At 70.3% G+C, this 18,473-nt stretch carries 13 protein-coding genes and 1 pseudogene; 8 read left to right on the top strand and 6 right to left on the bottom strand.

Annotation, left to right across the window (positions count from 1 at the left end; translation table 11 throughout):
- Nucleotides 1–12: 12 nt before the first annotated feature.
- Entirely contained in the window at nucleotides 13–426 is a 414-nt protein-coding gene (locus tag AB8998_RS24600) for a DUF5319 domain-containing protein (protein ID WP_369740324.1), read from the bottom strand.
- 159 nt (nucleotides 427–585) lie between these two features.
- On the opposite strand from AB8998_RS24600, the gene guaB reads away from it, so the two are divergent.
- Together guaB and AB8998_RS24590 are read left to right on the top strand one after the other, a co-directional pair.
- On the top strand, nucleotides 586–2,184 hold the full coding sequence (gene guaB, locus AB8998_RS24595) for an IMP dehydrogenase (protein ID WP_369740322.1): 1,599 nt from the start codon (nucleotides 586–588) through the stop codon (nucleotides 2,182–2,184).
- 7 nt (nucleotides 2,185–2,191) lie between these two features.
- A complete protein-coding gene (locus tag AB8998_RS24590; protein WP_369741746.1) occupies nucleotides 2,192–3,316 on the top strand; it encodes a GuaB3 family IMP dehydrogenase-related protein in 1,125 nt (374 codons plus the stop codon).
- A gap of 165 nt (nucleotides 3,317–3,481) precedes the next feature.
- Here AB8998_RS24590 and AB8998_RS24585 read toward each other — a convergent pair whose 3' ends face one another.
- Nucleotides 3,482–4,741, bottom strand: coding sequence for an ISL3 family transposase (locus AB8998_RS24585; protein ID WP_369737678.1), 1,260 nt, complete (start codon nucleotides 4,739–4,741; stop codon nucleotides 3,482–3,484).
- A 132-nt stretch (nucleotides 4,742–4,873) separates the two neighbouring features.
- Between AB8998_RS24585 and AB8998_RS31710 the strand changes: the two are divergent.
- Both AB8998_RS31710 and AB8998_RS24570 read left to right on the top strand, forming a co-directional pair.
- Nucleotides 4,874–5,514, top strand: a pseudogene (locus AB8998_RS31710) (PPE family protein); the annotation flags it as partial.
- Between the two features lie 219 nt (nucleotides 5,515–5,733).
- Nucleotides 5,734–7,482 carry a GMC oxidoreductase gene (locus tag AB8998_RS24570; RefSeq protein WP_369740316.1) on the top strand — a complete coding sequence of 583 codons (1,749 nt, stop codon included), beginning with the start codon at nucleotides 5,734–5,736 and terminating at the stop codon, nucleotides 7,480–7,482.
- A 24-nt stretch (nucleotides 7,483–7,506) separates the two neighbouring features.
- Here the strand turns inward: AB8998_RS24570 and AB8998_RS24565 are convergent, their stop codons facing one another.
- The 3 genes from AB8998_RS24565 to AB8998_RS24555 form a co-directional block, all read right to left on the bottom strand.
- On the bottom strand, nucleotides 7,507–8,418 hold the full coding sequence (locus tag AB8998_RS24565; RefSeq protein WP_369740315.1) for a TauD/TfdA dioxygenase family protein: 912 nt from the start codon (nucleotides 8,416–8,418) through the stop codon (nucleotides 7,507–7,509).
- A 114-nt stretch (nucleotides 8,419–8,532) separates the two neighbouring features.
- Nucleotides 8,533–10,899, bottom strand: a complete 2,367-nt coding sequence (locus tag AB8998_RS24560; RefSeq protein ID WP_369740313.1) for a glycoside hydrolase family 65 protein — start codon at nucleotides 10,897–10,899, stop codon at nucleotides 8,533–8,535.
- The gene (locus AB8998_RS24555) at nucleotides 10,896–11,645 is read right to left on the bottom strand and encodes a beta-phosphoglucomutase family hydrolase (RefSeq protein WP_369740311.1); all 750 of its coding nucleotides are present in this window, start codon (nucleotides 11,643–11,645) and stop codon (nucleotides 10,896–10,898) included. Before AB8998_RS24555 ends, AB8998_RS24560 begins: the two co-directional genes overlap by 4 nt.
- A gap of 154 nt (nucleotides 11,646–11,799) precedes the next feature.
- Between AB8998_RS24555 and guaA the strand changes: the two genes are divergently transcribed.
- The 4 genes from guaA to AB8998_RS24535 all read left to right on the top strand — a co-directional run bounded on the left by guaA (nucleotide 11,800) and on the right by AB8998_RS24535 (nucleotide 16,921).
- Nucleotides 11,800–13,377 carry a glutamine-hydrolyzing GMP synthase gene (guaA, locus tag AB8998_RS24550; protein ID WP_369740310.1) on the top strand — a complete coding sequence of 526 codons (1,578 nt, stop codon included), beginning with the start codon at nucleotides 11,800–11,802 and terminating at the stop codon, nucleotides 13,375–13,377.
- A gap of 188 nt (nucleotides 13,378–13,565) precedes the next feature.
- Complete coding sequence (locus AB8998_RS24545; protein ID WP_369740308.1) at nucleotides 13,566–14,498, top strand: LLM class flavin-dependent oxidoreductase; 933 nt, start codon at nucleotides 13,566–13,568, stop codon at nucleotides 14,496–14,498.
- Nucleotides 14,499–14,669: 171 nt separating this feature from the next.
- Nucleotides 14,670–15,341, top strand: coding sequence for a hypothetical protein (locus tag AB8998_RS24540; RefSeq protein ID WP_369740306.1), 672 nt, complete (start codon nucleotides 14,670–14,672; stop codon nucleotides 15,339–15,341).
- 38 nt (nucleotides 15,342–15,379) lie between these two features.
- Nucleotides 15,380–16,921: a DNA polymerase Y family protein gene (locus AB8998_RS24535; RefSeq protein ID WP_369741745.1), complete on the top strand. Its 1,542-nt coding sequence runs from the start codon at nucleotides 15,380–15,382 to the stop codon at nucleotides 16,919–16,921.
- A gap of 3 nt (nucleotides 16,922–16,924) precedes the next feature.
- Here the strand turns inward: AB8998_RS24535 and AB8998_RS24530 are convergent, their stop codons facing one another.
- Nucleotides 16,925–18,103, bottom strand: a complete 1,179-nt coding sequence (locus AB8998_RS24530) for an alpha-hydroxy-acid oxidizing protein (RefSeq protein ID WP_369740304.1) — start codon at nucleotides 18,101–18,103, stop codon at nucleotides 16,925–16,927.
- Between the last annotated feature and the right edge of the window lie 370 nt (nucleotides 18,104–18,473).

Genomic DNA, 18,473 nt, shown 5'->3' with positions numbered 1-18,473 from the left:
GGTGCGGCCGACTCAGTGCAGCCGGGGGTATCCGTCGGCGTCCGAGGTCGCCTCGTTGAGCGAAGCGTCGGCGTACCCACGGCAGTAATCCCAAGTCACGTAGGAGTCCGGCTCGGGGTCGTAGGCCGGCTCGTGCGGGCGGACGGTGCCGTCGATCAGCAGTTGCAGCAGGTTGGCCCGCAACATGTCCCAGTCGTGGTAATGGTCTTGCTGGCACTCGTCGCAGCACACCACGAGCCCGCGAATCCCCTTGTGGGCCAACAGCGCCTCGTAGACCGCCAGGTCCGCCAGGTCGGCCTCGACCGCAATGCGCTCCTGCTGGTCGAGCGGCTGACCCGGCTCTACGGCATCGAGAGCCGCCGACGGATCACAGGGGTCGTCGGCGAACGGGTCGGGCGGCAAACCCGGGGGGAGGTGGTTGCGCACCCCTCTAGGGTACGCACGCCCCCGACGGGAACGCCAGCAGGTAAACGCGCGCCGTCTCCGCGGCGATTCGGCGGTCCGTCCGCGGCGCGCATCGTCACCGGCGGGGGGCGAGCCGATAGGATGGGTGTCTCACTTCGCATGCGTATGGAGGCCTCACCGATGTCCCGTGGCATGTCCCACCTGGAAGACAGTTCCGACCTGGTTGCGAGCCCTTACCTGCGCGGCGGCCTGACGGAGGACTCGGTGCCGACCGGGGGCGACAATCCCAACAAGGTAGCCATGTTGGGTCTGACGTTCGATGACGTCCTGTTGCTGCCGGCGGCGTCCGACGTGGTGCCCGCCACCGCGGACACCGCCAGCCAGCTCACCAAGAAGATCAGGCTCAAGGTGCCGCTGGTCAGCTCGGCGATGGACACCGTGACGGAGTCGCGGATGGCCATCGCGATGGCGCGCGCCGGAGGGATGGGTGTGCTGCACCGCAACCTGCCCGTCGCCGAACAGGCGGGCCAGGTGGAGACGGTGAAGCGGTCCGAGGCGGGCATGGTCACCGACCCGGTCACCTGCCGCCCGGACAACACGCTGGCCCAGGTCGACGCGATGTGCGCTCGTTTCCGGATCTCCGGCCTGCCGGTGGTCGACGACGCCGGCGCGCTGGTCGGCATCATCACCAACCGCGACATGCGGTTCGAGGTCGACCAGAGCAAGCAGGTCGCCGAGGTGATGACCAAGGCCCCGCTGATCACGGCGCAGGAGGGCGTCAGCGCCGATGCCGCACTGGGCCTGTTGCGCCGCAACAAGATCGAGAAGCTGCCCGTCGTCGACGGGCACGGCCGGCTGACCGGGCTGATCACCGTCAAGGACTTCGTCAAGACCGAACAACACCCGCTGGCCACCAAGGATCGGGACGGCCGGCTGCTGGTGGGCGCCGCGGTCGGAGTCGGCGGCGATGCCTGGGTGCGCGCGATGATGCTGGTCGACGCCGGGGTCGACGTGCTGATCGTCGACACCGCGCACGCCCACAACAGGCTGGTGCTCGACATGGTCGGCAAGCTCAAGGCCGAGGTCGGCGATCGGGTCGAGGTGATCGGCGGCAACGTGGCCACCCGCGCGGCGGCTGCCGCGCTGGTCGAGGCCGGCGCCGACGCGGTGAAGGTCGGGGTGGGTCCGGGATCGATCTGCACGACGCGGGTGGTGGCCGGTGTCGGCGCGCCGCAGATCACGGCGATCTTGGAAGCTGTGGCGGCCTGTCGTCCTTCGGGCGTGCCGGTGATCGCCGACGGGGGCCTGCAGTACTCCGGTGATATCGCCAAGGCCCTGGCCGCCGGCGCGTCGACGGCCATGCTGGGATCGCTGCTGGCCGGCACCGCCGAGGCGCCCGGTGAGCTGATCTTCGTCAACGGCAAGCAGTTCAAGAGCTACCGCGGCATGGGATCGCTGGGCGCCATGCAGGGCAGGGGCGGGACCGGCGGTGGGGGTCGGTCCTATTCCAAGGACCGCTACTTCGCCGACGACGCGCTCTCGGAGGACAAGTTGGTACCCGAGGGGATCGAGGGCCGGGTGCCGTTCCGCGGTCCGTTGTCGTCGGTGATCCACCAGCTGACCGGCGGGCTGCGCGCCGCCATGGGCTACACCGGATCGCCCACCATCGAGGCGCTGCAGCAGGCGCAGTTCGTCCGGATCACCGCCGCCGGCCTCCGCGAAAGCCACCCGCACGACGTCGCGATGACCGTCGAAGCGCCGAACTACTATGCCCGCTGAGCCCGGCATGGTCGAGATCGGGATGGGCCGCATCGCCCGCCGCACCTATGAGCTCAGCGAAGTCAGCATCGTGCCGTCGCGACGCACCCGTTCGTCGAAGGACGTGTCGACGGCCTGGCAGCTCGACGCCTACCGGTTCGAGATCCCGGTGCTGGCCCACCCGACCGATGCCCTGGTGTCGCCGGAGTTCGCCATCGAACTCGGCCGGCTCGGCGGGCTGGCCATCCTCAACGGCGAAGGCCTGATCGGGCGGCACGCCGACGTGCAGGCCAAGATCGCCCAGCTCGTCGAGGCCGCCGAGAAGGAGCCCGAACCCTCGGCGGCGGTGCGTCTGCTACAGGAACTGCACGCGGCACCGCTGGACCCGGAGTTGCTGGCTTCGGCGGTGGCGCGCATCCGGGAGGCGGGCGTCACCACCGCGGTGCGGGTCAGCCCGCAGAACGCGCAGTGGCTGACGCCGGTGCTGGTCGCGGCCGGCATCGACCTGCTGGTCATCCAGGGCACTATCGTCTCGGCCGAGCGGGTGGCCAGCGACGGCGAGCCGCTGAACCTGAAGACCTTCATCTCCGAGCTCGACGTGCCCGTGGTCGCCGGCGGCGTGCAGGACCACCGCACCGCGTTGCACCTGATGCGCACCGGCGCGGCCGGCGTCATCGTCGGCTACGGCTCCACCCGGGGCGTGACCACCGACGAGGTGCTGGGGATCAGCGTGCCGATGGCCACCGCGATCGCCGACGCCGCCGCCGCACGCCGCGAATACCTCGACGAGACCGGCGGTCGGTACGTGCACGTGCTGGCCGACGGCGACATCCACACCTCCGGTGAGCTGGCCAAGGCGATCGCCTGCGGCGCCGACGCGGCGGTGTTGGGCACCCCGCTCGCCGAGTGCGCCGAGGCGCTCGGCGATGGGTGGTTCTGGCCGGCGGCGGCCGCGCACCCGTCGCTGCCGCGCGGGGCGCTGCTGCAGATCGCCGCCGGCGAGCGCCCGCCGATGGAACGCGTTCTGGGCGGGCCGTCCGACGATCCGTTCGGCAGCCTCAACCTGGTCGGTGGCCTGCGCCGGTCGATGGCCAAGGCCGGATACTGCGACCTCAAGGAATTCCAGAAGGTCGGTCTGACCGTCGGCTCTTGACGGCACGCCGCGTGAACAGCGGATGAACCCGGCATGTTAAGGCTCTGAGAGGGTCGAAACTTGCGCTGCCGCAGCCGATAACGGGCGGAATACTGATCGCGTATTCGACTGCGTCGGAGGTTGGATGAGTTATCTGGTATTTGCGCCCGAGGTCAATTTCGGGCTCTATTGACATGAATGTGGGTGGCCCCTGGTGTGGTATGGGAGTTCGAGGGTGACCGGTCCGCAAGCCAGGAGGATGAGAGCGAGGGCAGCTTGAGCGCTGTGGAAGCCGTAGGCACGGCGCACGAGGAGACGCACCTTGGTGTTGAGCCCTTCGTGGCGTCCGTTCGACAGGTTCCTCTCGATGGCGGCGTTGATGCCGGCGCGGTGTTTGCGGATGGTGCGCCCGGCCTTGACGAACTCCGGGATGCGGCTGCGTTGGGCTCGCGAGCACCAACGATCCAGCAGTTCGGCGACGGTGGCGGCGTCGAGGTCGCCGGCGAAGACCTCGCGCAACGCTTCTTTGAGTTGATAGGCGCGCCAAAGGATCCCGCCGCTGCGTTTCATTTCCCGCAGGGTTTCGGCTTGGGTGTCGGTGAGGTCGGCGGGGTTCTTCAGCAGCGCCCAGCGCGCACCCTTGAACGTGCGAGCGATGCGCTGATCGGGCAGCGTGCGGGCGGCCTGCCACACCTGGCGGCGCACCGCATCGAGCGCGTCGGTGACGAGCTTGACAACGTGGAACGGGTCGACGCAGATCACCGCCGCCGGCACCCGCTGGCGCACCGCTTTGGCGTAGGCGGGTCCCATGTCCATCGACACCGCTTCGATGGACGCACCTTCGTCGGGCAGTTCATCGAAGAAGGCGTCCAAGGTGTCGCTGTCCTTGCCGGGTTTGCCCCACACGATGGTGCCGCTGTCGTGGTCGGAGACCAGCGTCAAATACCGGTGGTGTTTGCACCAGGAGATCTCGTCAACGCCGATGTCGACCAGCCCGCACAGCCGGTTGGGGTCGAGCACGTCGGGGGCGAGGCGTTCGCAGATTGCGCCTACGGTGCGCCAGGCCACCCTGGCGAAGGTGCTGACGGTGGTTTTGTCGGTCTTGGTGACCAGCCAGGCCACCAGGTCCTCGAAGTCGCGGGTGTGGCGGGAGCCGGGGCGGGCGAACGGCACCGCTTCGGCCAGCACACCATGTGTCGGGCAGCGCAGCCGCCTGCGCCGCAACAGGATCCGGCATATCCTCCCGGCGGTGTCCAGATGCCGCCACGACGAGTCCACCTCCCGGGTGTCATAGCGATGCCGGGTCGTAAACGAGCAGTGCGGGCAGCCAAGCCGGCGCCGGCGCAAGCTAACCGTGACGCGCAGCTCACCACCGTGCACAGCGGCCGCGCCGACGCGCACGCCAGGCAGATCGAGCAGGGAATTGAGTAGGGTTGATGCGCGCACGGACGGCTCCAGGATCGATCGGGGTTAAGGCCATCGAACCTAGATCACCGTCCGTGCGCCCCGCTCACCATCCCCGCCGCCATACCACACGCTCCCTGATCCACATGAACGTCAGGAGAGCCCAATTTCGGGCTGATATTCGCGGGGGGATCGGGGCCGATGCTCGCTGCGGGATTGGGCTGAAACGGCCTGGCCGATGAATTGTCCTCGGCGGCGATGGCGGCCGCGGCCGCGCCGTATACCGCGTGGCTGAGCGCCGCGGCGGTCCGCGCGGAAGGGGTTGGCGCCCAGGCCAAGTCGGTGGCAGCGCTCTTCGAAACCGCGCGGGCGGCCACGGTGTATCCGGGCTTGGTGGCGGCGACCAGGTCGCGGCTGGTGACGTTGGTGCTGTCAAACCTGTTCGGGCAGAACGCTCCCGCGATAGCCGCCGCCGAGGCCGAGTACGAGCAGATGTGGGCGCAGGACGTGGCCGCGATGGCGGGCTAGCACGCCGGTGCGTCGGCGGCCGCCGCGCAGCTGGCGTCCTGGGAGAGCGCTCTGCAGAATCTGTCCAGCTGGTGTCGTTCAACCTGGATGTCGGCAACCTCGGCACCTGGAACCTGGGCAGCGGCAGCTTCGGCAGCGGCAACTCCGGCAACCTGAACCTGGGCTCGGGCAACAGCGGCAACGACAACGTCGGCTTCGGCAACGCGGGCCCGGACAACGTCGGCGCCGGGAACTCGGGGCTCACCGGTCAGAGTTCGGGCTTCTTCAACTCGGCCGGATACAGCTCGGGGCTGGCCAACTCGGGGGACCAGAGTCCGGGCTTGTTCACCGCGGTTTCGGGCACGTCCGGTTTGGCCGGCTCCTGAGGTGCGGGGTCGGGTATGTCGCTCAACGCCGACCGACAGCACACGGTTGAGGGACATGGCACCAGATCCGGCCGGTGTTGCGCCGGTGGTCGCGCCGGGACGAGTTATTTGTAGACCGGCGGGTTAGGCGATACTGGTGCGATGAAGCCGGATTACGACGTCCTGATCATCGGCTCGGGTTTCGGCGGCAGCGTCAGCGCGCTGCGGCTGACCGAAAAGGGCTACCGGGTGGGGGTGTTGGAGGCCGGGCGCCGCTTCTCCGACGAGGAGTTCGCTGAGACGTCCTGGAACCTGCGTAAATTCCTGTGGGCGCCGAGGCTGGGCTGCTACGGCATTCAGCGCATCCATCCGCTGCGCAACGTGCTGATCCTGGCCGGCGCCGGCGTGGGTGGCGGCTCGCTGAACTACGCCAACACCCTCTACGTGCCGCCCGAGCCGTTCTTCGCCGACCGGCAGTGGTCGCACATCACCGACTGGCGCGACGAGCTGATGCCGCACTACGACCAGGCGCAGCGGATGCTGGGCGTGGTGCAGAACCCCACCTTCACCGACGCCGACCGGGTGCTCAAAGAGGTGGCCGACGACATGGGCTGCGGCGACACGTTCGTGTCCACCCCGGTCGGGGTGTTCTTCGGTCCCGACGGCACCAAGGCGCCCGGAAAAACCTTCCCGGACCCGTATTTCGGCGGTGCCGGCCCGGAGCGGACCGGCTGCCTGGAGTGCGGCTCGTGCATGACCGGTTGCCGGTTCGGCGCCAAGAACACGCTGGTGAAGAACTACCTCGGCCTCGCGGAATCGGCTGGCGCGCGGGTGCATCCGATGACGACGGTCAAGGGCTTCGAGCAGCGTCCCGACGGCCTGTGGGAGGTCCGCACCGTGCGCACCGGCAGCTGGCTGCGCCGGGACAGGAGCACCTTCACCGCCTCGTACCTGATCCTGGCCGCCGGGACGTGGGGCACCCAGCATCTGCTGTTCAAGATGCGGGACAAGGGCAGGCTGCCCCGCCTGTCCGAGCGGCTCGGCGTGCTCACCCGGACCAACTCCGAGTCGATCGTCGGCGCCGGCAAGCTCGAGGTCGACCCCGCCCTCGACCTGACCCACGGGGTGGCGATCACGTCGTCGATCCACCCGACGCCGGACACCCACGTCGAGCCCTGCCGCTACGGCAAGGGCTCCAACGCCATGGGCTTGCTGCAGACCCTGATGACCGACGGCGCCGGACCCGGCGGCACCGACGTGCCGCGCTGGCGGCAGTTGCTGGACCAGGCCGCCGAGGACCCGCGCCGCATGCTGCGCATGCTCAACGTCCACCAGTGGAGCGAGCGTACGCTGATCGCCCTGGTGATGCAGCACCTGGACAACTCGATCACCACCTACACCAAGCGCGGCAAGCTGGGCATCCGCTGGTACACCAGCAAGCAGGGCCACGGCGAGCCCAACCCCTCCTGGAACCCGGTCGGCAACGAGGTGACGCGCCGCATCGCCGCCAAGGTCGACGGCGTGGCCGGCGGCACCTGGGGCGAGCTGTTCAACATCCCGCTGACCGCGCACTTCCTCGGCGGTGCCGCGATCAGCGACAGTCCCGCACGGGGTGTCATCGACCCCTACCACCGGGTGTACGGCTACCCGACGCTGTATGTGGTCGACGGCGCGGCGATCTCGGCGAACCTGGGCGTCAACCCGTCGCTGTCCATCACCGCACAAGCCGAGCGGGCCGCCTCGCTGTGGCCGAACAAGGGGGAGAGCGACCAGCGCCCGCTGCAGGGCGATACCTACCGCCGACTGGCCCCGATCCCGCCCCAGCACCCGGTGGTGCCGGCCGAGGCGCCCGGCGCGCTGCGCTGGGACCGCCCCGGCCATGTGGAACCCGGATCGGTCAGCGCCGGCTGAGGCCGGTCAGCCCGGAATCGCCCCCTAGCTTGCGATCGCCTCGAGCGGCGCGCCGCTGAGGACCCGGCTGCGTTCCCCGTGCACGTTGACGGGGACGTCGCCCATCAGGGTGACCCGGTGCATCAGCCGGGGCTGGTTGTCGTAGTCGTCGATTGCCCGGTGCTGGGTGGCCCGGTTGTCCCAGATCGCGACGTCGCCTGCCTCCCAGTTCCAGCGAATCGTGTTCTCGGGCAGGGTGATTCGCCGTTGGATCAGGTCCAACAGGGCGGCGGACTCGTGGCTGTCCAGCCCCACGAAGCCGCGTACGAAGTCTCCGGCCAGCAGCGTGCGCTCACCGGTTTCCGGGTGCACGCGCACCACGGGGTGCTCTGTCTGGAACTCCCGCTTCTCGAACGCCTGCCGGAACGCCCGCTGCGCGTCGGTCATCGCCTTCTGGGCCGCCTGGGCCTCGGCGGTGATGTAGTCGTAGCGGTTGGTGTGCAGCGCCCACAGGTTCTCCACGAGGCACTTGAGCGGCTCGGGCAGCTGCTCGTAGGCGGCTGCGGTGGAGGCCCACAGCGTCGAGCCGCCGTAGGTGGGCAGGGTGACTGCCCGCAGGATCGAGGCCGCGGGGTAGTTGGCGGCGAAGGTGACGTCGGTGTGCCAGCGGTTGGCCTTGCCGTACTCGGAGTTGATCGGGGTGATGACCGGCGCGTCCGCGGCGGCCAGCACCGACGCGGCGGGGTGGCCGATCGGCGTGCCCAGCAGGCCCGCGAACGCGAGCTGCGCCGCGTCATCGAGGTGGTGCTGGCCGCGGAAGAAGATCACCTTGTGGTCCAGCAGGGCGCGGTGAATCTCATCGACCGTGCCGGGGGTGAGGTCGCCGCCGAGGCGGACCCCGTCGACCCGCGCACCGATGCGGCTGCCCAGTTTCGTGACGGTTACCTGGTCTGTCATTGCTGTCGTCCTTGGCCGAAGTCCAGCTGTAGTCAGCTGACTACAACCATGAAGTTTAGTCTAGCTACCGAACGTCGGCCGGGCAATAGTCGGCTGGAGGGCGCTTCCTGCTCGCTACTTCGCCCGCGACATCGCGCGGCGGTGCATGGGTTCGCGGCCCGGCGGTTGCGGCGGCCGCGGCAGCAGGGGTTTACGGGTCCGCACCGCGATCGTCTTGGGCGCGTCGGTGCTCAGGGTGACCTCCTCGCCGGCGTGCCGGATGGTGAGCTCGCTGCCGGGTCCGTCGTGCACCGTGTACGTGACGTGGGTGTGGTTGACGTCGACGGTCAGCCGGAAATCCCGCCAGCGCAGCCGGAACCGCAGCCGGGTGATGCCGTCGGGCAGCTGCGGATCCAGCGACACGACGCCCTCGTCGTCGCGCAGGCCGCCGAACCCCACGACCAGCGCCGTCCAGGCGCCGGCCAGCGAGGCCATGTGCAGCCCGTCGCGGGTGTTGTGGTGCAGGTCGCGCAGGTCGATCAGCGCGGCCTCGTAGGCGTAGTCGTGGGCCAGGTCCAGGTGCCCGACCTCGGCGCACAGCACCGCCTGGGTGCACGCCGACAGCGACGAGTCGCGCACCGTGCGCCGCTCGTAGTAGTCGACGTTGCGGGCCTTCTGCTCGGGGGTGAACGCGTGGCTGCGCAACTGCATGGCCAGCACCAGGTCGGCCTGCTTGATCACCTGGGCGGGGTAGAGCCGCACGTAGGGGTAGTGCAGCAGGAGCGGGTAGGTCGTATTGGCCTCGAAGTCCCACTCGGCGAAGGTGGTGAAGCCCTCGCACTGCTGGTGCACGCCCAGTTCGTCGTCGTAGGGGATGTTGATCGCGTCGGCGGCGTCGCGCCAGGCGGCCGTCTCTTCGGTGGTCACCCCCAGCGCGTCGGCCTCCTCGGGATGGCGGTTGCAGGCCTCGGCGGCGGTGACCAGGTTGTGCGCCGCCATCAGGTTCGTGAACACGTTGTCGCGGACGATCGCCGTGTACTCGTCGGGACCGGTCACCCCGTCGAGATGCCAGACGCCGTGCCGGTCGTGATGGCCGAGGGAGAGCCACAGCCGCGCGGTCTCGACGAGCACCGTCAGGCCGCACTCCTTTTCCAGCGACTCGTCCCCGGTGACGATGCGGTAGCGCTCGAAGGCCATGGCGATGTCGGCGTTGATGTGGAAGGCCGCCGTGCCGGCGGGCCAGTACCCCGAGCATTCCTGCCCGCGGATGGTCCGCCACGGGAAGCTCGCCCCGCGCAGGCCCAGCTCGGTGGCCCGCTCCTTGGCGTACCTCAGCGTCGACGCCCGCCAGCGCAGCGCGTCGGCGACCGCGTGGGGGGCCGTGTAGGTGAGCACCGGCAGCACGTAGCTCTCGGTGTCCCAGAAGGCGTGGCCGTCATAACCCGTCCCGGTGAGCCCCTTGGCCGGGATCGCCCGCCGTTCGGCGCGAGCGCTGGCCTGCAGCAGGTGGAAGAGCCCGAACCGGACCGCCTGCTGGGACTCGGGGTCGCCCTCGACCTCGACGTCGGAGTTGTCCCAGAACCCGTCGAGGTAGGACCGCTGCGAATCCAGCAGCCCCTGCCACCCGCTGTAGCGGGCGCTGTGCAGCGCGGCGGCCACCTGGTCGCGCAGAGCCGGGCGGGAACGCAATCTCGACCAGCCGTACGCCAGGTATTTGACGATCCGCAGCTTCTGCCCGGGGCGCAGCCCGCAGATGATGGTGGTCCGGGCCAGGTCGGGACGCGCGTCGGTGCTGATCTCGACCCGCCCGGGAACCTCGACCTCGTGATCCATCGCGGCGGCCATCATCAGGGCGCTCGAGCGGGTCCGGTGCATGAGCAGCGCTCCGCACTCGGTGTTCTCGTGTTCGACGGCCTCCAGCGGCTGGTCCAGGATCGCCGACACCCGCGGGTCACCCGAGGTCTCCGGTAGGTCCTCGTTGGTCACCAGCTCCGATTGGACCGTCACCCGCACGAACTCCTCGACGGCCTCGATGGTGTACTCGACGGCCGCCACGCCACGCTGTGTCAGCGACACCAGCCGGGTGGACACCAGCTTGATCTGCTTGCCTGCGGGGGAGCGCCAGTGCGCTGTCCGGCACAGCGTCCCGGCGCGCAGGTCGAGGGTCCGCTCGTGGGAGAGCAGGGCGCCGTAGCGGACGTCGAACGGCTCGTCCTCGACAAGGAGCCGGAAGATCTTGCCGTTGGTGACGTCGACGAGCGTCTGGCCGGCCTCCGGATACCCGTACCCGGCCTCGGCATAGGGCAGCGGCCGCACTTCGTAGAACGAGTTCAGGTAGGTGCCCGGCAGGCCGTACGGCTCGCCCTCGTCGAGGTTGCCGCGCAACCCCACGTGCCCGTTGGACAGGGTGAACAACGACTCGGACTGGGCCAGCAGGTCCAGGTCGAGCCGGGTCTCGCGGACCTGCCACGGTTCGACCGGGAACGATTCGTCGGTGATCATGATCGCAGCAGATCGCCGAGATCGGTGACCACGACGTCGGCGCCGTTGCTGCGCAGGTCGTCGGCCTGGCCCACCCGATCGACACCCACCACGTAGCCGAAATCACCGGCCCGGCCGGCCGCCACGCCCGACAGCGCGTCCTCGAACACCGCTGCCGCCTGGGGCTCCACACCGAGCAGCTGGGCCGCGCGCAGGAACGAGGCCGGGGCCGGCTTGCCGGCGAGGTGCTCCTCGCGCAGCGTGACACCGTCGACCCGCTTCTGCACGAACCGATCCAGGCCGCCGATCTGCAGAACGTCGTCGGCGTTGGCGCTGGCGGACACCACGGCGATGCCCAACCCCGCGGCTGAGACCGCCTCCAGGTAGCGCCGCGACCCCTCGAACACCGCGACGCCGTCCTCGTGCAGGACCTTCTGGAACATCGCGTTCTTGCGGTTGCCCAGGCCGTACACCGTGTCGGCGTCGTCGGGATCGTCGGGACTGCCGTCGGGCAGTTCGATCTCGCGGCTGTCGAGGAACGAGCGGATCCCGTCCTCGCGCTTCTTGCCGTCCACGTAGCGCCGGTAGTCGGCGTCCGGGTCGAAGGGGACGAACTTCTCGCCCGTGCGCTCGGCCCGTTGCGACAGGAAGGCGTCGAACATGGTCTTCCAGGCCTTGGTGTGGACGCTGGCGGTGTCGGTGAGCACACCGTCCAGGTCGAACAGGCAGGCATGTACCTTCTCTGGCAGGCCGAGCCCTGGGCTCACGGTGGACCTCTCTCTCCTGGTGTCGGGGACCGGTGACTAGATAGGCCATACCCACTCCACCATGTCGCGCTGCGCGCCGCCACCGAGTCGTCCGACCCGGGCCCGGCACGGTGGCGGACCGGTCGCGGGACGGGCGCCCTCTAAACTTTGCGGCGTGACGAAAGCTGGTGATCTCGAAGCGGCGGCGCCGCGGCCGGTGCTGGTGGTCGACTTCGGTGCGCAGTACGCGCAGCTGATCGCCCGGCGGGTCCGCGAGGCGCGGGTGTTCTCCGAGGTCGTCCCGCACACCGCCGCGATCGAGGAGATCAAGGCCCGTCGCCCGCTGGCGCTCGTGCTGTCCGGCGGACCGGCCAGTGTCTACAGCGAAGGCGCGCCGCAGATCGACCCTGCGCTGTTCGACCTGGGGATCCCGGTGTTCGGCATCTGCTATGGGTTCCAAGCGATGGCGCAGGCCCTCGGGGGGACCGTCGCCCACACCGGCACCAGTGAGTACGGCCGCACCGAACTGGAAGTGACCGGCGGGGAACTGCATTCGGGCCTGCCCGCGACCCAGCCGGTGTGGATGAGCCACGGCGACGCGGTCACGGCCGCGCCGCACGGGTTCGAGGTGGTGGCCAGCAGCCCAGGCGCCCCGGTGGCCGCCTTCGAGAACGTCGAGCGGCGCCTGGCCGGCGTGCAGTACCACCCGGAGGTGATGCACAGCCCGCACGGGCAGCGGGTGCTCAGCCGGTTTTTGCACGACTTCGCCGGGGTGGGCGCGGACTGGACGCCCGCCAACATCGCCAGTGCGCTGGTCGAGCAGGTGCGCGCGCAGATCGGTGAGGGCCGGGCGATCTGCGGGCTGTCGGGCGGCGTCGATTCCGCGGTGGCCGCCGCGCTCGTACAGCGCGCCATCGGTGACCGGTTGACCTGTGTGTTCGTCGACCACGGGCTGCTGCGCGCCGGCGAGCGCGCCCAGGTGCAGCGCGATTTCGTGGCCGCCACCGGTGCCAATCTGGTCACCGTCGACGCGGCGGACACGTTCCTGAACGCGCTGGCCGGTGTGCACAATCCCGAGGGCAAACGCAAGATCATCGGCCGGCAGTTCATCCGGGCGTTCGAGGGCGCGGTGCGTGACATCGTGGGCGACAGCGGTTCTGACGTCGAGTTCCTGGTGCAGGGCACGCTGTATCCGGACGTGGTGGAATCCGGCGGGGGCAGCGGCACCGCGAACATCAAGAGCCACCACAACGTCGGCGGCCTGCCCGACGACCTGAAGTTCACGCTCGTCGAGCCGCTGCGGCTGCTGTTCAAAGACGAGGTGCGTGCGGTCGGGCGGGAACTCGGCCTGCCGGAGGAAATCGTTGCGCGCCAACCATTTCCGGGACCCGGGCTGGGCATCCGGATCGTCGGCGAGGTCACCGCGCAGCGGCTGGACACGCTGCGGCGCGCCGACTCGATCGCGCGCGAGGAGCTGACCGCGGCGGGCCTGGACAACCAGATCTGGCAGTGCCCGGTGGTGCTGTTGGGCGACGTCCGCTCGGTCGGGGTGCAGGGCGACAACCGCACCTACGGGCACCCGATCGTGTTGCGGCCGGTGTCCAGCGAGGACGCGATGACCGCCGACTGGACGCGGGTGCCCTACGAGGTGTTGGAGCGCATCTCGACCCGCATCACCAACGAGGTGGCCGAGGTCAACCGCGTGGTGCTCGACATCACCAGCAAACCGCCCGGCACGATCGAGTGGGAATAGCCGGGACGCCGGGGCCGGCATCCGGCCCCCGGCCGCGCACGGCCGCCGTCGAGACCGGGCCGCGTCCCGGGCGGTGCGCGGATTGCCCGCCTTCGCGCGACAATCGCGCCGGCCGTGGTAAGCCTGTTGTCTTCCCACGGGGCCACCCGTGGTAGACGTGACGTGGCCGGGCACGGAAAGGTGAAGCCATGACCACACTCGACATCGGTGTCTACGTGCCGCAGATGGGGTTCACGTATTCCGACGTGTTGCATCGCGCGCTGCGCTGCGAGGAACTCGGCATCGGCTCGGTGTGGCTCTACGACCACATGTACGGGCCCGGCGCCCCGACGGTTCCGTCGCTGGAAGCCTGGACGCTGGCGACCGCGCTGCTGGCCCGTACCGAACGGCTCCGCGTCGGACACATGGTGCTGTGTAACCAGTTCCGCCACCCCGCGGTGCTGGCCAAGATGGTGACCACGCTCGACCAGATCTCGGGCGGCCGGATCGAGCTCGGCCTGGGCAGCGGTTCCATCCCCGACGAGCATCACCGAATGGGCCTGCCGTGGGGCACTTTCCGCGATCGTTCCGAGCGCCTCGGCGAGGCGCTCGAGATCCTCACGCAGGCGTTCGCCGAAGAGCGGGTCGACTTCACGGGCAGGCACTACACGGTCGAGGACATGCCGATCGTCCCCGGGCCGGTGCAGAGGCCGCGTCCACCGATCGTCGTCGGCGGCGTGGGGGAGAGGTTCACGCTGCCGCTGGTCGCCCGGTACGCCGACGTGTGGAACGTGCCCACCTATGCGCTGGCCGAGCTGGAGCGCAAACGTGACGTGCTGCGCGCCTGCTGCGCCGACATCGGACGCGACCCGGACGACATCGTGTTGTCGGTCGAGGCCGTCATGGCGCTCGCGCCCGACGACGCGGCGCTGCCCGAGGTCCGCGCGATGGCCGAAAAGCGTTTTGGCGCACCGGCTTTCGGACTGCACGAGGGCGGCCTGGTCGGAACCGCGCCGCAGATCGTGGACCGGATCAAAGAGCTGGAGGGGCTGGGTTTCAGGCAGATCGTGCTGTTCACCCACGATCGCGGCAGCGACCCGACGCTGGAACTGCTGGCGTCGCGGGTGCTCGGCGCACTCTGAGCGGGTCGGCCACCGGGACGCCGTCAAAACGCTGCTCAAAAGCACCATCAGCCACACCGGCACCGAGCGCATAAAGCCGCCCCTCGCGTTGCTTGACGGTTGGCTTGACGGCGTTCAAGGGCGGGTGTTTACTCGCGATATCGAACATACTTTCGAATATAGGGAACGGGTATGACATCGGCTATCGCCTCCGATCGGCGCCGGGAAAACCGCGCCGAGCAGCTGGAATCGCTTCGCCGGCGGATGGCCGTGTTGTCCGGGAAGGCGTCCGGGGGAATCGGCGTCGACGACCCGCTGCCGGAATCGGAAGCCCGGTTGGCGCTCCCGCAGTGGCTGGCGGATGCGCTGCCGGTGGCGTTGCCGCGGGGGACGGTGGCGGTGCTGTCGGGGGCGCGGTCGCTGCTGCTGGGCGTGGTGGCCGCGGTCACGGCGGCCGGGGGCAACGCGGCCATCGTCGGCCAGCCCGACATCGGGTTGCTGGCCGCCGTGGAGATGGGCGCGGACCTGAGCCGGATCGCGGTGATACCCGATGCCGGAACGGATCCGGTGGAGGTGGCCGCGGTGCTCGTCGACGGCATGGACCTGGTGGTGCTCGGCCTGGGCGGGCGGCGGGTGCCGCAGACGCGGGCGCGGGCGGTGGTGGCGCGCGCCCGCAACAGGGGCTGCACCCTGCTGGTCACCGACGGTGAGTGGCAGGGGGCCCCGACCCGGCTCGCGGCCCGGGTCTGCGGTTACGAGCTGACGGCCGGGGGGCGGCCGGGCTTCGGGCGCATCGGCAGGGTGCGGCTGCAGGTCGGCGGGGTGTGCGCGGGCCGGACGGTCGGCCGGGCGCGGACGGGGTGATTCCGGTGGCTTCTTCCCGGGTGCTGGCGATCTGGTGCATGGACTGGCCCGCGGTCGCGGCGGCGGTGGCGGCGGACCTGTCCGCGACGGCCCCGGTCGCGGTCACCCTGGCCAACCGGGTGATCGCCTGCTCGGCGGCCGCTCGCGTGGCGGGGGTGCGCAGGGGGCTGCGCCGCCGGGAGGCGGCGGCCCGCTGCCCGCAACTACACGTGGCGACCGCCGACGCCGACCGCGACGCCCGCCTCTTCGAGGCGGTGATCGCGGCGGTCGACGATCTGGTGCCCCGCGCCGAGGTGTTGCGCCCCGGGCTCCTGGTGCTGCCGGTGCGCAGGACCGCTCGCTATTTCGGGTCCGAGCAACGGGCCGCCGAGCAGCTGATCGACGCGGTGGCCATGTCCGGCGCCGAGTGTCAGGTCGGGGTCGCCGACCAGCTGTCCACCGCGGTCTTCGCCGCGCGTGCGGGCCGGATCGTCCAACCCGGCGGCGACGCGAAATTCCTGTCGGCGCTGTCGATCCGTCAGCTGGCCACCGAGCCGAGCCTGGCCGGGCCGGGCCGGAAGGAGTTGGCGGACCTGTTGTGGCGGATGGGGATTCGCACCATCGGACAGTTCGCCGCGCTGCCCCGCCCCGACGTGGCCTCCCGGTTCGGCGCCGACGGCGTCACCGCGCACAAGTTCGCCCGCGGCGAGCCCGAGCGGGGGCCGTCCGGGCGGGAACCGCCGCCGGAGCTCGAGGCCGTGCTGGACTGCGATCCGCCGATCGACCGGGTCGATGCCGCGGCGTTCGCCGGGCGTTTGCTGGCCGGCACCTTGCACCGGGCGCTGATGGCCGCCGGGGTGGGGTGCACCCGGCTGGCCATCCACGCCGTCACCGAGGGCGGCGAGGAGCGCAGCCGGGTCTGGCGGTGCGCCGAGCCGTTGACCGAGGACGCCACCGCCGACCGGGTGCGCTGGCAGCTGGACGGGTGGCTGAGCTCCCGGAATGCCCGGGCCCGCCCGACGGCACCGGTGACGCTGCTGCGGCTGCGCGCCGTGGAGGTGGTGTCCGCCGAGGCGCTGCAATTGCCGTTATGGGGTGGCCTGGGCGAGGAGGACCGGCTGCGGGCCCGCCGGGCACTGGTGCGGGTGCAGGGCCTGCTCGGTCCGGAGGCGGTGCGGGTGCCGGTGCTGTCGGGCGGGCGCGGGCCGGCCGAACGCATCACGTTGATCCCGCTGGGCGACGAGCCGGCACCGCGGGCCGACCCCGCCCTGCCGTGGCCCGGCCGGCTGCCCGAGCCGTCGCCGTCGGTGTTGCTCGACGAGCCGGTGGAACTGCTTGACGGCCAAGGAAATCCGGTGCGGGTGACCGGCCGGGGGTTGTTCTCCGCCGACCCCGCGCGAATGATCGCGCACGGCGCCGACGAGCCGCTGCGCTGGTGGGCCGGCCCGTGGCCGGTCGACGAACGGTGGTGGGACCCCGACCGGGGTTCGGCCGGGGCGGGGAACCGCACCGCCCGCGCGCAGGTGTTGCTGGAAGGCGAGCGGGCGCTGCTGCTGTGCTATCGCCGCCGGCGCTGGTACCTCGAGGGGGGCTACGAATGACAGCTACGAATGACTTTGTGCGTCAACGTAGTCGATGCGGCGCAACGCCTCGGGGGTCAGGTCCTTCAGCGAGGGATAGCCGTCGACGGCCATGATCAGATCCGCCTCGGCCACCAGGGAGCGCAGCACGTGCACCACCCCGTCGACACCGCCGAGCGCCAGGGCGTAGGCGTACGGGCGGCCGATCCCCACCGCGGTCGCCCCCATCGCGACGGCCTTGATGATGTCGTCGCCGCCGCGGACCCCCGAGTCGAACAGCACCGGCAGCCCGTCGGCGGCCTCCACCACCTCCGGCAGGACGTCCAGCGTGGGCAGCCCACCGTTGGCCTGGCGGCCACCATGATTGGAGCAGTAGATGCCGTCGACGCCGATGTCTTTGGCGCGGCGCGCGTCGTCGGGGTGGCAGATGCCCTTGACCATCAGCGGCAGCGTGGTCTCCGAGCGCAGCCACTCCAGGTCGTCCCACCGGAACGGGCCACCGAAGATCGGCAACTTGCGCACCGCCGCCTCGTTGGCGTCCTCGCCAGGTTTCAGGCCGGCGCGGAACACCGGGTCGCTGGTGTAGTTGGCCAGACACCCACTGGGCACCTGCGGGTAGTTCCCGCCGGCCAGGTCGCGCGGGCGCCACCCGGTGACCCAGGTGTCCAGGGTGACGGCGATGCCCTTGAAGCCGCACGCCTCGGCGCGGTGCACCAGGCTGGCCGCCATCTCCCGGTCCGGCGGGGTGTACAGCTGGAAGAACGCCGGCGTGTCACCGAGCGCGGCGGCCACGTCCTCCATCGGGTCCGCCGTGAGCGTCCCCACGAAGAACGGGATGCCGGTGCGGACGGAGGCCCGCGCACACGCCAAATCGCCGTGGCCGTCCTGGGCGCACACCCCGATCACCCCGATCGGCGCCATGAACACCGGGGCGGGGAACCTCACCCCGAACAACTCGACCGACAGGTCGCGCTCGGCGGGGGCGATGCCCATGCGCGGATACAGGCCCCAGCGCTTGAACGCCTCGCAGTTGATGCGCTGGGTGTGCTCGTCACCGGCGCCTCCGGCCACATAGCTCCGCACCTTCGGCGTCATCGCGACTTTCGCTTGCGCCTCCAGCTCGTCGAACCCGATCGGGTACTGCGGCTGATGACCGTGCAGCGACTGGTTGTACAACTCGGTCTGGTAATCGGCAAAGGCCATATCGGGTGCAATACCCGACGGCCGGGTCACCAAACCGGGTTTGCCGCCACGCCGCGAGCCGCATGACTTGCGGCGTCGCCCGGCGTCGCTCCCCGGCGATGGGGACGCGGATCGCGATGACCCGACGCCGGCGCTACCCCTGTTCGGCGCGGACCCTCCGCGCCTGCGCCATCAGCCCCCGGCCGCCCGGCAGAGCCCCGATGACGTTGCGGGCCAACCGGTCCCGGAGGCCGCCGGTCGAGGTTTTGGCCTCGCCGGTGTGCAGGTGCCGTAGACCCAGCCCGGCCCACGCGGCGGCGACGACGCCGTCGGCCTGGATTTTTCATCGAATGTGGAGCTCAGGGGTGTCGTTAACGTGAAAGGTGCACTG

This window comes from Mycobacterium sp. HUMS_12744610 (genome assembly GCF_041206865.1).
In the GTDB taxonomy this organism is placed as follows: Bacteria; Actinomycetota; Actinomycetes; order Mycobacteriales; family Mycobacteriaceae; genus Mycobacterium; species Mycobacterium servetii.
This window is presented reverse-complemented; position numbering and strand designations above follow the sequence as displayed.

Excerpts from the sequence above, each read along its gene's own strand:
- AB8998_RS24570 (WP_369740316.1), top strand. The coding sequence starts at position 5,734 with ATGAAGCCGGATTACGACGTCCTGATCATCGGCTCGGGTTTCGGCGGC.
- AB8998_RS24535 (WP_369741745.1), top strand. The coding sequence starts at position 15,380 with ATGGACTGGCCCGCGGTCGCGGCGGCGGTGGCGGCGGACCTGTCCGCG.
- AB8998_RS24545 (WP_369740308.1), top strand. The coding sequence starts at position 13,566 with ATGACCACACTCGACATCGGTGTCTACGTGCCGCAGATGGGGTTCACG.
- AB8998_RS24560 (WP_369740313.1), bottom strand. The coding sequence starts at position 10,899 with ATGATCACCGACGAATCGTTCCCGGTCGAACCGTGGCAGGTCCGCGAG.
- guaB (WP_369740322.1), top strand. The coding sequence starts at position 586 with ATGTCCCGTGGCATGTCCCACCTGGAAGACAGTTCCGACCTGGTTGCG.
- AB8998_RS24530 (WP_369740304.1), bottom strand. The coding sequence starts at position 18,103 with ATGGCCTTTGCCGATTACCAGACCGAGTTGTACAACCAGTCGCTGCAC.
- AB8998_RS24565 (WP_369740315.1), bottom strand. The coding sequence starts at position 8,418 with ATGACAGACCAGGTAACCGTCACGAAACTGGGCAGCCGCATCGGTGCG.
- AB8998_RS24590 (WP_369741746.1), top strand. The coding sequence starts at position 2,192 with ATGGTCGAGATCGGGATGGGCCGCATCGCCCGCCGCACCTATGAGCTC.
- AB8998_RS24540 (WP_369740306.1), top strand. The coding sequence starts at position 14,670 with ATGACATCGGCTATCGCCTCCGATCGGCGCCGGGAAAACCGCGCCGAG.